This is a genomic window from Caulobacter sp. FG121 (genome assembly GCF_057809815.1).
The window spans coordinates 500,232-513,300 of sequence record NZ_JBMDKR010000003.1 but is presented as its reverse complement, the minus strand read 5'-3'; the positions used below and the strand labels follow the sequence as shown (position 1 = coordinate 513,300).

At 69.0% G+C, this 13,069-nt stretch carries 23 protein-coding genes; all 23 read right to left on the bottom strand.

Annotation, left to right across the window (positions count from 1 at the left end; all coding sequences use genetic code 11):
- Positions 1 to 1,321 (bottom strand): hypothetical protein (locus tag ACODSL_RS11500; protein WP_488900813.1); only part of this gene is annotated, 1,321 nt, incomplete at its 3' end.
- Positions 1,318 to 2,991, bottom strand: a complete 1,674-nt coding sequence (locus tag ACODSL_RS11495) for a DUF935 domain-containing protein (protein ID WP_488900812.1) — start codon at positions 2,989 to 2,991, stop codon at positions 1,318 to 1,320. The genes ACODSL_RS11495 and ACODSL_RS11500, both read right to left, overlap by 4 nt.
- Entirely contained in the window at positions 2,991 to 4,568 is a 1,578-nt protein-coding gene (locus ACODSL_RS11490; RefSeq protein ID WP_488900811.1) for a hypothetical protein, read from the bottom strand. The genes ACODSL_RS11495 and ACODSL_RS11490 overlap by 1 nt, the downstream gene beginning before the upstream one ends.
- A complete protein-coding gene (locus ACODSL_RS11485; protein WP_488900810.1) occupies positions 4,565 to 5,140 on the bottom strand; it encodes a phage protein Gp27 family protein in 576 nt (191 codons plus the stop codon). Before ACODSL_RS11485 ends, ACODSL_RS11490 begins: the two co-directional genes overlap by 4 nt.
- Before the next feature lie 4 nt (positions 5,141 to 5,144).
- Entirely contained in the window at positions 5,145 to 5,450 is a 306-nt protein-coding gene (locus ACODSL_RS11480) for a VpaChn25_0724 family phage protein (RefSeq protein WP_488900809.1), read from the bottom strand.
- Positions 5,447 to 5,827 carry a DUF2730 family protein gene (locus ACODSL_RS11475; protein WP_488900808.1) on the bottom strand — a complete coding sequence of 127 codons (381 nt, stop codon included), beginning with the start codon at positions 5,825 to 5,827 and terminating at the stop codon, positions 5,447 to 5,449. Before ACODSL_RS11475 ends, ACODSL_RS11480 begins: the two co-directional genes overlap by 4 nt.
- Positions 5,824 to 6,039: a hypothetical protein gene (locus ACODSL_RS11470; RefSeq protein ID WP_488900807.1), complete on the bottom strand. Its 216-nt coding sequence runs from the start codon at positions 6,037 to 6,039 to the stop codon at positions 5,824 to 5,826. Before ACODSL_RS11470 ends, ACODSL_RS11475 begins: the two co-directional genes overlap by 4 nt.
- Before the next feature lie 4 nt (positions 6,040 to 6,043).
- Positions 6,044 to 6,571: a hypothetical protein gene (locus tag ACODSL_RS11465; protein ID WP_488900806.1), complete on the bottom strand. Its 528-nt coding sequence runs from the start codon at positions 6,569 to 6,571 to the stop codon at positions 6,044 to 6,046.
- Positions 6,572 to 6,677: 106 nt separating this feature from the next.
- Entirely contained in the window at positions 6,678 to 7,007 is a 330-nt protein-coding gene (locus ACODSL_RS11460) for a hypothetical protein (protein WP_488900805.1), read from the bottom strand.
- Positions 7,000 to 7,629: a glycoside hydrolase family 108 protein gene (locus ACODSL_RS11455; protein ID WP_488900804.1), complete on the bottom strand. Its 630-nt coding sequence runs from the start codon at positions 7,627 to 7,629 to the stop codon at positions 7,000 to 7,002. The genes ACODSL_RS11460 and ACODSL_RS11455 overlap by 8 nt, the downstream gene beginning before the upstream one ends.
- A 62-nt stretch (positions 7,630 to 7,691) precedes the next feature.
- Complete coding sequence (locus ACODSL_RS11450; protein ID WP_488900803.1) at positions 7,692 to 8,087, bottom strand: hypothetical protein; 396 nt, start codon at positions 8,085 to 8,087, stop codon at positions 7,692 to 7,694.
- Positions 8,087 to 8,335, bottom strand: a complete 249-nt coding sequence (locus ACODSL_RS11445; protein WP_488900802.1) for a hypothetical protein — start codon at positions 8,333 to 8,335, stop codon at positions 8,087 to 8,089. Before ACODSL_RS11445 ends, ACODSL_RS11450 begins: the two co-directional genes overlap by 1 nt.
- Entirely contained in the window at positions 8,332 to 8,583 is a 252-nt protein-coding gene (locus tag ACODSL_RS11440; protein ID WP_488900801.1) for a hypothetical protein, read from the bottom strand. The genes ACODSL_RS11445 and ACODSL_RS11440 overlap by 4 nt, the downstream gene beginning before the upstream one ends.
- On the bottom strand, positions 8,583 to 9,152 hold the full coding sequence (locus tag ACODSL_RS11435) for a gp16 family protein (RefSeq protein ID WP_488900800.1): 570 nt from the start codon (positions 9,150 to 9,152) through the stop codon (positions 8,583 to 8,585). The genes ACODSL_RS11440 and ACODSL_RS11435 overlap by 1 nt, the downstream gene beginning before the upstream one ends.
- A complete protein-coding gene (locus tag ACODSL_RS11430) occupies positions 9,149 to 9,442 on the bottom strand; it encodes a hypothetical protein (protein WP_488900799.1) in 294 nt (97 codons plus the stop codon). The genes ACODSL_RS11435 and ACODSL_RS11430 overlap by 4 nt, the downstream gene beginning before the upstream one ends.
- On the bottom strand, positions 9,439 to 10,281 hold the full coding sequence (locus tag ACODSL_RS11425; protein WP_488900798.1) for a hypothetical protein: 843 nt from the start codon (positions 10,279 to 10,281) through the stop codon (positions 9,439 to 9,441). Before ACODSL_RS11425 ends, ACODSL_RS11430 begins: the two co-directional genes overlap by 4 nt.
- 145 nt (positions 10,282 to 10,426) lie before the next feature.
- Positions 10,427 to 10,756 (bottom strand): hypothetical protein, encoded by a 330-nt coding sequence (locus ACODSL_RS11420; protein WP_488900797.1) that lies wholly within the window; start codon positions 10,754 to 10,756, stop codon positions 10,427 to 10,429.
- Entirely contained in the window at positions 10,756 to 11,529 is a 774-nt protein-coding gene (locus ACODSL_RS11415) for a hypothetical protein (protein ID WP_488900796.1), read from the bottom strand. The genes ACODSL_RS11420 and ACODSL_RS11415 overlap by 1 nt, the downstream gene beginning before the upstream one ends.
- The gene (locus tag ACODSL_RS11410) at positions 11,526 to 11,750 is read right to left on the bottom strand and encodes a hypothetical protein (RefSeq protein WP_488900795.1); all 225 of its coding nucleotides are present in this window, start codon (positions 11,748 to 11,750) and stop codon (positions 11,526 to 11,528) included. The genes ACODSL_RS11415 and ACODSL_RS11410 overlap by 4 nt, the downstream gene beginning before the upstream one ends.
- The gene (locus ACODSL_RS11405; RefSeq protein WP_488900794.1) at positions 11,747 to 12,046 is read right to left on the bottom strand and encodes a hypothetical protein; all 300 of its coding nucleotides are present in this window, start codon (positions 12,044 to 12,046) and stop codon (positions 11,747 to 11,749) included. Before ACODSL_RS11405 ends, ACODSL_RS11410 begins: the two co-directional genes overlap by 4 nt.
- Positions 12,046 to 12,570, bottom strand: coding sequence for a host-nuclease inhibitor Gam family protein (locus tag ACODSL_RS11400; RefSeq protein WP_488900793.1), 525 nt, complete (start codon positions 12,568 to 12,570; stop codon positions 12,046 to 12,048). Before ACODSL_RS11400 ends, ACODSL_RS11405 begins: the two co-directional genes overlap by 1 nt.
- A complete protein-coding gene (locus ACODSL_RS11395; RefSeq protein ID WP_488900792.1) occupies positions 12,567 to 12,788 on the bottom strand; it encodes a hypothetical protein in 222 nt (73 codons plus the stop codon). Before ACODSL_RS11395 ends, ACODSL_RS11400 begins: the two co-directional genes overlap by 4 nt.
- The gene (locus ACODSL_RS11390) at positions 12,785 to 13,063 is read right to left on the bottom strand and encodes a hypothetical protein (protein ID WP_488900791.1); all 279 of its coding nucleotides are present in this window, start codon (positions 13,061 to 13,063) and stop codon (positions 12,785 to 12,787) included. Before ACODSL_RS11390 ends, ACODSL_RS11395 begins: the two co-directional genes overlap by 4 nt.
- Positions 13,064 to 13,069: the final 6 nt, after the last annotated feature.

The window sequence follows — 13,069 nt, the reverse complement described above, 5'->3', positions numbered from 1 at the left end:
TGACCTTCAACTCAATGTCGGCGCCCGCCGTCGGCTCGAAGATCATGTCGGTGGCCGCGCCGGCGGTCATCAGGCCGGCGGTGAGGGTCAGGGTTCCTGAGATGGTCGCTTGACCGTTGACGTCCAGGGCGACGGTCGGCGTCTTGCGAACGCCGACGTAGCCGTTCTTGGTGATCGTGAAGACCGTGTCGAAGGACGCGGTCGCGTCCGCGGCTCCGGTGACGGCCGTGTTGCTGTAGTAGAGCGACCCGTCGGACGCCAGGGTCAGGGCCGCCGCGTAGCCGCTCGCGTAATACTTCCAGGCTCCCGAGTAGTAGGAGTTGAACCGAAGGCCGCGCCCGCTGCCGCCGATCAGGATGTCGCCGCCGACAGTCAGCTCCGCCTTGATGTTGGTCGTCTTGACCCCTAGGCCGGCCGTGACCAGGCGCATTTGCTCCGCGCCGCCGTTCGCCCAGGCCTGGGTGTCGGCCGCCGGCTGGAACCAGCCGGTATCGAGATCGGCGGCGAAGGCCGCGCCCGGGGATCCGGCCGTGCCGACGGTGACGCCCAGGACGCCGGCCAGCACTTGAGCAGCGATCGACGTCAGAGAAAGCCGGCTGTTGATGTCCGTCTGCACCGTAGGACCCACGGTGTCGAAGGCCTGGACATGCGTGCCGATCGTCAGGCCCAGGGTGGCCCGCATCTGCGCATAGGTTGCGTCGTCGAATAGCGTTTGGGCGGCCGGCGTGATGCTGGCCAGCAGGTCCTGCACCTGCTGCGCCGCCGCCAGCGCGGGCGCCTGCAGGTATTCGACAAACTCGTCCTGGCCCGCGTCTTCTTCGAGCTCCCCCGACGCGATCAGCTCCTTCAGGAGCGAGAGGGGCGGCGCGCCGGCGTAGCGAACCAGGACGATGCCGACGTTGGGCTGCAGCGACAGGACCGTCGATGGCATCCCGCGCCGCAGACTGCGGACGGCGAACGCGGCGCTGAAGATCTGATCAAACCCGTCGACGGTGACTTCGCCGATCACGTGGACCAGGTCGCGCGCCACCACGCCGCCGGTGGGCAGCAAGGCTTGAGTGTCGGCCTCGCTGAGGGGGAAGGCGATACGGTGGGCCAGCCCGTCGACGCCGTTGATGCCATAGATCTCCCGTAGGACGGAGCCCTCGCCATCCATGATGCGCTGAAGGAAGACGCGCCCGGTCAGATCCTGCGGCAGCGCGGGACCGGACTCCTGGGTCGCGACCAAATCGACCTTCAGAGTCGCGGCGATGTCCCGGTAGCCCAGGAACGAACCGTCGGCCCGATAGAAGGCGCCCTCGGCGGGGATCTGTACGGTCATGCCGTCTCCTCGATGTCAGTCAGGGTCAGGCCGGTGGTCCCGGCGAGACGAGCAGCGAAGGCCGCCTGGGCCAGGCGTTCGGTAAAGGCGGTGACGTCCATCTTCTGGGCGGCGATCGCGAGCCGCTCGCGGGCCTCCTCTAGTGAGGTGCAGTCGGCCAGGACGTCGTCGATCGCCGTGGCGATCGGGGCCATGACCCATTCCCCGTCGCCGACCACGTCATCGATCAGCTGGTCGATCGGATCAGGTGCGGCGGCGGCAGGCGCCTCGGTGCGGGCGACGGTCGGCGTCGGGTGGCCCCGTGAGAGGCCATGAGAAGCCTGAGAGGCCCCTTGAGCGGGTTTGGCGGGGGCCTGTGGCTCCCCGGGCCGGGCGGGTTGCCGCTGGGCGGCGTCCTGAGGGCTCGCCTGGGGCGCTTCAGGCGCGGCGGCGACAAGCACCCCGGCGCCCGCCTTTGCCTCTGGCAGGCCGATGCGATCGCCGATCACCGACGCCTCGACGCGACCGCCCATCCGTACGAACCGCTCGACCGCCGGCATCATCTTGTCGACGTCCCACGCGTCCGCCCGGCCAATCACCAGGCGGGGATAGGCGCCCTTCGCAGGCGGCCCCTTGTTGAGATCGATCAGCGGCCGGACCAGGTCGCGATTGAGGGTGGCCGCCAGGCCCTTGGCGTCGGCTCGCTCGATGTCGCCGCGGACGTCGTTGTGCTCCTTGCCCGAGCCCAGGCCGCCGGTCACCGAGTCAGTGGTAGCGGTCTGGCCCAGGACGGCCTTGGAGATCTGCTGGTCGAACCACTCTGCCATGCCGCGGAACAGGGCGCCGTCGGCCGTCGAGCCCTTGCCGTCGACGAACTCGATGTCCATCGACTTGGGGATGGCGGCGGCGGCGTCCGCGCCGAAGTCCGCCAGCGCCCGCAGCAGGGTGCGAATCTCCTCCGGCGTCGCGCCGCTCTCGTACTTCCCGAGGCGGAAGGGCATGCCGTAGACCTCGGCGAAGGCCACCCAGTCCTTCACCGTGTAGTTCTTGAACATCCACAGCCAGCTTACCGGGCGGGCCAGGCCGCCGCGGATGGGCAGACCGCTGGAGGCGCGCACCCGGTGGTGGATGAACTTGAAGGCGGCGAGATCCTCCGGCGTGCCGTTGTCGCCGATCAGCATCGGCGTGCGGCCGGTGACACGATCGAACCGGACGAAGCGCGGATCCACATACTCGATGCGCGACGGCCACCACTGCCGCTCGCTCATGTCCCAGACGATCTCACAGAGCGAGAAGCCCTTGCCGACAGCGTCCATGATGTCGAACAGGTCGTCGTCCAGGGTGTCGCGCTGCAGCCACTGACGGACCAGCTCAGCGTTGGCCACGTCGTCAACGGAGTCGCTGGCGGCCTCGACCGTGACCTCCAGCTGGCAGACCTGGCGTTTCCGCGTGCCCAGGACCGACAGGTAGTGGAGATCCTTTTCCTCCATGTCCTGGGCGAGTTCCAAGTAGGCGACGGGATCATCGGCCTCGGCCTGGCGCAGGATGTTGGCCAGGCGTCCAGGCGTCAGCCCCTGGGCCGGGTGGCCGGAGATGATCTGGCGCACACCCGACACCGTGGGGGCGGCGACCTCCCGCTTGAGCTGGCCGAGGTCGATGGGTCGGCCGAGGTGATCAACGAGACCAGGCATCACCAGGCTCCTGCGCGTTTGAGGTCTTGGGCCAGGGTGGCGGGGCGGTCGTCGTCATCATCGCGATCGCGGCCGGCCGGCTGGGCAGCGCGCCGGGAGACGCCGGTGTAGGCGTACTCACTGACCTCGCCGGACGAGGCCGCGTAGGCCATGGCCAGGGCGACCGCGAAGTCGCCGTGGCGCCACAGTCCGTCCGACCCTTTGGAGCGAGCATCGGGCGGGACCATCGGGACGCCCCGGGTGATCTTCACCTGGCGCAGGTCATCGACCACGTCGGTGTGCGCCGGGATCGAGATGTCGCGATCTTCGAAGGCCGCTTTCATCGGCGGCATGTTCGTGCGGTACCACTCCTGGGTGGGCTTCACCGCCTCGATCCGGCTGGCTCCGAACTTCTGCAGGGTGACCTGGCCGAGGAACGAACCGTTGCCATTGGAGTCTAGCTTGCCGCCGGAGAACCGCGGCAGGCGCTCGGTCACATAGAAGACCACCTGCTTCTGCTGCTCGTGCGGGACGCCGCGCATCTCGATCAGGAAGGGGACCGACCGCTTCAGCGACCGCTCGATGCACATGGGGGCATAGCCGGACACGTCGCCGGTCAGCGCGAAGTCCTGGCCGAAGAAGTGGCGCAGGCCCCGGTCGAGCTTCTTCAGCTCCGGCGCGACAGCCTGCTCCAGCCAGGCGTCGACATAGGATCGCCGCTCCGCTTCCGGCTTCAGCTCGAAGTCAGGCGCGACGTGCAGGCGCAGGATGGGTCGATCAGGAACGGAGCAGGCCTCGATCACGGCGCGGGTCAGGTAGACGCCGGAGCCCTGGCTCGGGATGACGTCCAGCTCCTCGGCCGCGCCGGCGCCGTAGTTGGCCCGGATGCCGGCCTCGAACGCCGCTTCCTTTTCCGGCGTCCACTCCACGCCCTGGGTCAGGCAGATCCGGCGGTAGAGTCCCTCGTCGAGCGCGTCGCGGAAGGTGGTCCGCAACAGCTCGAACGGCTTCTTCCGGGCCCGGCATTCCTCGACCAGCTCGTTGAACGGATTGTCGACGCCGTCATGGGTGGAGATGATCCAGACCCGGCCGCCCCAGATCAGCAGGGCGAAGGCTGCCTTCAGCATCTCCGCCAGGTCATCCATGAATGCGGCCTCGTCGAGGATGACGAAGCCTTGCTTGCCGCGCAGGTTGCGAGGGCGGGAGGTCAGGGCGACGATCTCGTTGCCCGAGGCGAACCGAATCCGGAAGGCCTGGATCGAGCGGTCGCCGGTCGGGTCCTGCTCGACGAACAGGAACTCCTCGACCGCGACGGCGGCGTCGCTGAAGTGCTTCGCCCAGAACGCGCAGTCGTCGATGAACCCGCGCGTCATCTCCTTCTCATAGCCGATGTAGAGGGTGTCCATGCCCCCCTCAGCCTTGTCGAGCGACGAGGCCAGCACAGCCGCGGCCGCCGCCGCCCAGGAGATGCCGATGCGTCGGCTCTTCTCGTAGACGACCACGTCGGCGGTCGAGGCGAGCAAACGCTGCTGGTAGCCCAGCATCACAGTCGGCGGGCCCTTCAGCAGCTCCACGGTGGCGGGCGGTTTGGGTGTCACGCGCCGATCCCCAGGATCCGCGCCTTGATCGCGTCGGCGGTGGCCTTGGTCAGGCCCTCGGTCTTCGCCACCTGGTCAACGGCGGCGGCCGCTTCCTGGGCCGCCTCGCGCTTGGCCTCGGCGCGCATCTTCAGCTGGCGATCGGCGTCCAGCCGTTGCGAGCTGACCAGGCGCTGCAGCGCCAGGGAGAGAGCCTTCATCTCGTCGGCGTCGAGCCTGGCCGCTTCGCCTGTCTCCTCGTCGATCGGCCGCTCGGTGAGCAGCTCCATGATCCCGCTCTGTAGGATGGCCATGTTGGCGCGGCCGACCCGCTCATCGGTCTCTTCGCCGAACTGGTCGACCACGAACCGGGCCATCTCGGCGGCGCGGCGCATGTCCTCACCGACCTCGGCCATCGACTTCACATGTCTGCCGACTGCCGACCGGGAAACCTCGGCGCCCAGCTTGGCCAGGTGGTCGTGGATCTCGGTGATGGTCCGGCCGTGTCGACGCAGGCGGGCCAGCTGGTCGCGCAGCTCCTCCGGCAGCTTGTCGATCGTCGAGGGCTGGCGCTTCTGTTTGGGGGCGGCCATGGGCTCAGACCCCCATGGACGGTTCGGCGACGCCCTCGATCGTGATCTTGCCCTCCTGGGCAGCGACGCCGCGCTTGGTGATCTTGGCCACCTGGACCCGATCGCCGAACCACTCGGTCTTCACGCAGCCAGCCGTCTCCAGGAAGGAGAACTCCTGGCGCACGACGTCCCGATCGACGCCGACCCGGTGGCCCAGCGCATTGAGGCCCTTCTCGATCACGCTCTCGCTGGCCTCGCCCCGGGCTTCGACCAGGAGGCGGAGAATGACCAGGCGACGGTCCTGGGCGAGGAAATCAGCGAAGGTGCTCAAGCGCCCTTCTCCAGGAAGTAGCGATACAGGCGATCAACCGCCTCTTTTGTCTGGCCAGCCGACTCCTTCACCGCCGCCAGGGTCGCGCCCTGGGCGGCCTGGCTTTGGCTGATGCCGGCGATAGAATGGGCCAGCTTGGCCATGTCCTCTTTGGTCGGTAGGTTCTTCACGCCCTGCTCGAGCACGGTCAGCCGGTGGTCGTGTTCGTCGGTAATACCTTCGATGCGGCGATCCTCGGCCGCGAGCTGGCTGACCGCCGCTTCCACCACCGCCTTGACCTCCTTCTGGGCCAGCTGGCGCAGGGACAGGGCGACGCCGGTCGTTACCGCGTTGATCACGAACAGGAGCAGGGGCCAGTAGTCGAGAAGCTGTTTCACTGAGGCGCGGCTCCGGCCAGTTCGCAGGCCTTCCGGGCCGCGAGGATGATGCTCAGGCGCACGCCCGAGACGGCGATGAGATCGTCCAGCCAGGCTCCGCCGGACGCGTTGTGATCGACCGTCGCGTCGTCGGCAGGCGCGGGATCGGCGCCAGCGTCGCGCCACAGGTCAGGCGGGCAGAACAGGCGGGTCTCGGTGCGGACCTCAACCACCGGATCAGCCGCCGGGGCCTGCGTCGGCTCCCTGACGGTCGCGCAGGCAGCGAGCATCGCAATGGACGCGGCCATCAGCGGTGCGCGGAGCGCGGTCAACAGCGGCTTGGGCACGGAGCTTCCTCTCGGCTTGTGTTCGGGCGTCGGCCTCGGCGCGACGGATGGCGGCGGTCTGGTTGGAGCGGACGGTGGCCAGCTCGGTGACGACGCCGTGCAGCTCGGAACTGACCGCGTCACGCTGGGCCTGCACCCGCTTCACGACGGTGGAGCAGTTGTTGGCGACGCCGTAGCGACTCTCGGGTTTGGCGCTGAGGGCGAGGTCGCAGGTCTCGGCCTGGACGGCACGGGCCCATCGGCCCGCCGTGATCGGGTCGCAGAGCTTTCGGGGATCGGCGCCTAGCTTTGCGTCAGACCGGATCGCGGCAACGCAGGTCTTGTGCGCGGCGACCTGGCGGCCCAGCGAGACGTTCAGTCCGACCGAGACCAGCAGCAGGGCGCCGGCGATGAGGGAGAGTTTGGCGGCGAGGGTCATCGGGCCAACCCCACCGCGCGCAGGTAGAGGAACAACAGGCCGCCAGCTCCCACGCCAAGGCCGACAAGGACATGGAACAGCACACCGCAGACTTCGAGGTAGGCGCTCACGTCGTCACCTCGGCTTGCAGATCCTTGGACCGGTAGTGGGTCAGGACGCCCAGCGCGCCGACCAGGGCGGCGACGCCCTCCCAGGAGAGCGGCTCGCCCTGAAAGCCGAACAGCCGGGCGATGGGGAGGACGATGGCATTGACCACGATCGCCAGCACGCACACCCAGCCAGCGGCCGAGCGCCAGCCGCCGCGGATGTAGCGGCCAAAGGTTCCCCATTGCCCCGTGATCACGCCGGGCAGGGTGATGTTCCGGGCCTTCAGCTCCGCCGCGACTTCCGCCAGCAGAGCTTCGAACTGAGTGGGCTTGGATGCGGACTCAGACACGCCCCAGCTCCTTCGCCCTGGCCAGCCAGCCATTGAGGAAGCGCTTCTGGGTCGGGTCGGCCTGGGTGATCGCGACGTAGCGGTTCGCCGCCTCCGTTCGGTAGACCTCCAGAAGGCGCCCGCCACGGATGGCCTCGGCCACGCCGGCGCGGGTCTTGGGTCCCAGGACGCCGTCGTCCTTCAGCGGTACTCCGCACCGCGAGCAGGCGCGCTGCAGCAGGCGGACGGCGGCGGTGGTCCCGCCGTTCACGGCCTGGTCGAACAGGGCGGCGTCGATCGGGCGGGGCAGAGTCCAGAATCCCGGGCCCTTCCAGAAGTGCTGGAAGTAGAGCGCCTCGGCGATGTCGGCGGTCAGCTGGCGAATATCGAAGCCGTCGATCACGCCATCGAGATTTAGATCCAGGTCCTTGAAGCCGTCGAGGTTGACGTCGACCAGGCCCTCGGCTTTGGCGAAGCGCAGGCTGATTCCGAACTTGGTCGCGCCGCCCCGATCCTTGGCGTCGTCGACGAAGCCGCCCTCGACCCTGAGGATCCGCGCGAACACCTGATTCCAGCGCGCCTGGTCGTTGCTGGTCCAGCCCTGCGGCTTCGAGGGAAACGGATAATTGCGGGCGGCTGTCATGCCACCGACGCTACGGTCGGGGCCAAACCCGTTCTTTGCTGAAATACTTCAGCAGGTTCGGGTCAGAAGAGGCTGGGCTGGAGCGAGGGGCCGCCGGCCCGTTCCTCTTCGAGGATCTGGTAGACTCGCCGCTCGGTCATGCGGACCTTGGCCGCAATTGCGGCTTTCGTCCATCCGGCGGCGTCCAAATCGATAACCTCCTGCCGTCGGGCAGGCGTGATGGGCAGGGTCAGGGTGCTGCCGGCGAAGTGCGCGGCGAGCTGCTGGGCGGCCTCCAGGCCGGCCGCCACGGCCAGCGGATGCGATTCGCCAAGGCGCAGGGGCACATAGATCCGCCGGCCGCCGAACGCGGCCGAGAGCTTCTGCACCGCCTCGTCGCCCAGCAGCGAGGTCAGGCTTCCCAGCGTCGGGCTGACATCGCCGGTGTCGGTGTAGAAGGGCTCGCGAGGGGCGGCCATCAGCCGTTCTCCCGAACCGGCACACCGGTCTGAAACCGCAAGGAAACATGTCCCAGCTCGCAGGGCCGGTCGAACAGGATCTCGGCCACGAAGCTGCGGCCGATGACCATCATCAGCGCCGACTGGCGGAACGTGACGCCCTGCATCTCCAGCCAGCGCATGCGCTCGGCGATCGACTCAGGGGCCAGGCTACGCGCGGCCTCGATCGGCAGCAGCCAGATCGGGCTGAGACGGGGGGGCGCGTTCACTGTCCGGCCTCCAGCCGGCGAAGGGCGGCGGCCGCCTCCAGGGCCGCCCGGGTGCAAGCCTGCAGATGCCGGCCACGGATGTCCCGGTTGGATGGCGTCGCCCTACGGTTCCAGTAGACCGCCTGGCGCCAGGCCTCCTCGGCCTCGGCCACCTTCGCCCGCGCCGCCGCCATGACGGCCGCGCCCGCGCCGGCGAGATCCTCGCCGTCGAACGTGTCGTCGCGATAGGGCAGACGGGCGGCGGTCATCACTGGTCGCGCGCCTCCGCGACCCGGGTTGCCAACAACGCCTCCAGGCGAGCCCGGAGAACCTCGCCCTGCTGCTCGGCCGGCACGCCGGCGACGTCCTGCGACCAGCCGGCCCTGGTGGCCATGGCCTTCAGCGCCTCGATCAGTTTGTAGACCAGCGCCTGGTCAGCCCATTGGAGCCGCTCGACCTTCAGCTGGCGGCGGGCGAACGCCTCCAGACCGGCCTCGCTGGGATCGCGGATCACGTCCAGGCGATGCAGCGAGATCCACAGGGCGCGCGCCTTGCCAGCCGCTGGGTGATCGGCGCGGCGCGGGCGGCGGTTGGCCGGCCGAGGGGAGCTGACGGCGCTGCCGGCGACGACAGTCGGCTTCCAGCCCTTGGCCTTGAACTCGTCCAGCACCCGGTCGAGCTGGGCGTCGGTGCAGTCGGCCGAGCTGGTCTTGCCGGTCAGGCGCTGCAGGATGGCGCGATAGGTCCCGTCATCCAGGTCTAGCTCCTTGCGGGCGATGTGGATTTTCGCCAGCCGGGGGTTGCGGCCAGGGCGCCGGGAAAGAGCGGCGGCGGTCATGACGACATCTGCCCGCGGATCGAGGCGTAGAGCGCCATGGAGAAGGCTTCCGTGAACAGCTCGCTGTGATCTGCGACGGCCTTTTCCAGGTCGGCGGCCGGGCAAACGTGCTGAGCGCCCAGGGTCGCGACGGCCGCGAGTGCAGCCTCCACAAAATCAGCGGGATGCAGCGGGCCATCCGCTTCCTGCTCGTCATCCCACTCATCGTGCAGGACGATCAACAGGGCGTTGGCAAGGCGCTCTACCCGCGCCATCTCGGCGGGCGTTCGGTCGGGAAGCGCGGGGCTCATGCCTCGCCTCCCCGCCGGCGGCGCTTGCGGCATTTGCGGAAGCTGACCACGGCCAGCGCCTTCCAGGTCACCACGCCATGGGCACCGGCGAAGAGGGCCGCCTCCTTCTCCAGATCGCCGCCCGAGCTGGCGATCAGGGTCGTCAGATCCTCGCCGTCCAGCACCCCGGCGTATTCAGATCCATGGAGCAGCAGATCGACCGCCTTGATCCAGTTGGCGGCGACCGGCGCGCAGCCGGCCGCGACGAGGATCTTCAGCACCTGCACCGCCGCGTCATGATCGCGGCGTTTCACCAGGGCGTCGATCGCGCCGACGGCGATGGTCTCGCCTGCGCGGAAGCCGTCGTACCGAGGCGACTTCAGCACCACCACGCCAGCCTCTTCGCAGGCCCGGTTGATCGCCTGGGCGTCCACGTCGCCGGCGGCGGCGGCCGCCGCATGCATCTGCATCGGCGTGAGGTTCAGCCGCTCCTTGTTGTGGCCGACGAACGCGGCCGCGCGCTCGGCCTGGTGATCAGCAACCACGATCATCACCGGGATCTTGTCGATGAGCGGATGACTGGCCGCGCCGATCGCCGTGTGCTGGCCGTCCAGTACTTCCAGGCCCGCGGCCGTCCGCGCCACCACCGGCGGCTTGTATTTCCGCCAGTCCCAACCGCCGACCATCCGTCGGATCAGCTTGATCGACCGGTTCGATAACCCGCGCTGGTAGCTCTCGTCGACGAGCAGCTCCTGCGGATCGACCAGGGCGAATTTGGGCGCCTCGGTTGCCGGGATATTCGGGGTCAGCTGGGCCAGCACTAGCGTGCGCACCGGGCGAAGACCGGCCGAGGTTGGCATGGTCGCTGCAGGGGGGGGGGGGGGCTGGATGTCGTCCAGGCAAAGCCGTCGGGCTTGGCCCGCAGGACCGCGCCGACGTAGGCCTGATCGCGGGCTACCGCCTCACCACTGGTTCCGCCGAACGGCGAGATATCCGGAGCGTAGTTCACAGGGCGGCCTCAATGTCTGCGGTGTGAGCGGCGCGTAGATCCGCGCCGGCGATCTTCCAGGCCCAGCGCACCGAGCGGCTGACGACTTCGAGATCGCCAGCGGCGTCGCGACGGGTGCGGGTGACCAGCAGGGGGCGTTCGCCGGCCGGCGTCGAGAACCGTGCGGACCAGGTCCAGTACCGCTGGCCCCGATTGACCTTCACGGCGTCTGGGGCTTTCCAGTCCTCGGACGCCAGGTCGAACAGATCCGCGAACCCTTCCGGGGACTTCGACCAGTTGAGCCAGACCACCTGGGCGGCGGCGGACGATTTGCGACGGCGCGCCATCACGCACCTGCCCGGCGGCGGGCGAAGGCCGCGCCGCGCTTGTTCTGGGCGTTGACGGTCTTCCAGTCCTGCGGGCCCGGCCGGGCGGCGGTGAACTGGCGTTCGAGGGCCGACAGGCCGGCGGCGAGCCCGCTGGGCAGCACGGTGACCTTGCCGGCCGCGATGGCCGCGTCGATCATCGCGCGCATGTCCGGATCGATATGCCTGCTGGGCTCGACGCGGGGCGTCCGAACCGGGCGCGGGGCATAGCCCTCCCGCCGGCGAGCCTCCCGGATGGCGGCGAACTTGGCGCTGGTCACCGCGCCGCCCTTGCGGGCCGCCTCGCTGCGATAGACGGCGCTCAGGGCGAGGTCCCGCGAGCCGGCCAGACCGATCTTGCTGAGGCGCTTGCGGACCATCACGTCGGTGCAGCCGCCGCCCAGGTCGGCGGCGATCATGTGCGCCGTCCAGCCCTTCAGGTACAGCAGCCGAAGGCGGGCCAGGCGCGGCTCATTCCAGTGGAACCCGCCAGCAGCGATATGGGTCGCCTCGCGCGCCGCGATGGCCATGGTCTGGAAGTGCCGACGCTGTTCGAGCAGCACCGCCGGGTCCAGCTTCTTCGGCAAGCCCAGGGCGAAGACCTTGCGGCTGATCGTGGTGCGGGCGACCTCGACGCCATAGGTCTCGGAGAAGCGCGCGGCGACCTGGCCGGCCGCCAGCTTCTCCTCCAGATAGAGCTTCTCCAGAAGCTCCACGCGGCCTTCGAGCGTCCAATCAAACCGTTCGGCCCTCATGCCGCACCGCCTGCCGGGGCCGCGCCCAGGCGCGCGGTGGCCGCCTCGGCGCGCAGCTGGTCAGCGAAGGCGTCGGCCTGGTCGGCCGTCAGCAGCGTCTGGGTGCCAGGCGTCTTGATCAGGACGCCGGCGCAGTGGCCGTCGAAAACCACCGGCGAGATCGTCAGGGGGCCTTCTTCCAGCTTGACCTGGCGAGACGGGGTGACTGCCAGGCCGCTCATAGCTGGGAGCCCGTTTGCTGAGCCGCGCACACGCCGCGCACGCCGCGCGGGTCCATGGGGTCGGCCATCACTGAGATGGTGAAACCCGGGACCGCCATGGTCGCCATGGCGCGCACGGCCTCGCGGAACGCGCACCACTCCTCGGCGGAGGTCAGCATGTCCGGCCCATCCTGGATGAACCGCTCACAGACCTCGGCGACCAGAGACCGCTCGAACTCGGAGAGGGCATGCGAGCAGAAGGTGAACAGCACGCCGCCGGTGGCGATCTGGCTGACTTCGGTGTGGGTGATCTTCATCACACGCCCTCCGTCAGGTCGCCGCCGAAGGGCTCGACGATGAAGTCCTCGCCGGCGGAGCCGATCTTCACGCCGGGCACGGTGGCCGCGAACTGGGGCGCGGCGAGCAGGGCCTCCTTGTTCACCTCGGCCTTGATGCGCAGGTAGCTCAGGCCGCCCTTGGCCTTTTTCAGGAAGTCGATGATGTCCTCGACGCCGCGCAGGGTCACGGCCGGTGGGCGGTGGCGCCAGCTGACCTTGCCGGTGGTGAACTCGACCGTCTTGGTCTTGCCCTGCCGCGTCAGATCCTGCCGGTTCGCTTCGCACCAACGCGCGACCAGGTCCTGGGCCTCGGCGATGGCCGTCTTCAGCGGAAGAGCTGTGGCCTCGGCGTCCTTCTTGACCTTGGCCAGGGTGTCACCCAGGTCGGCCTCCACGCGCTGCAGCTCGCGCTGGTCGTTTCCGATCTTCTCGATCAGGCGCTCGACCTCATCGCGCGACTGCGCGGCGGGGGCGGCGGTGGTCTTGGTCTTCGTCTTGGTCAACGGTCGTCTCCATGGGGCATGAGCGCGATGGCGCGCTGGTTCGGGGAAAGGTCGGCGAGGAAGGCCCGGCGGGCGGCGATGGCCTGGCGCTGGCGGTCCCTGTCGGGGTTGCGTTCGCACTCCCGATGGGCGGGCCCGGAGGTCACCAGCTGGCGGAAGGCGAGCCAGCGGCCGATCGCCGCCGGGATGCCGACCAGCCAGCGGGCGAGGGCGATCATGTGAGCCCTCCGTCGATGCACTTCAGGCGGCCGTAGGACCGCGCCTCGGTGTCGGTCGGGCCGGCCTCAAGGGCGGAGATGCCGTCACGGGTGACCGCGAAGTACTCGGGCTCGCCCTCGATCGATTCCAGCTCGCGCTGGACGCCGTCCGTCGTGGTCAGCAGCCGGTCGATCAGGAAGTCAAAGCTCGCCTGGTCGAGGCGTTGGGCGAGGGCCAAGGTGCGCAGCATCTTGATGTCGCGGCGCAGGCGGTTGGGGAGGTAGAGGTCAACCATGATCCC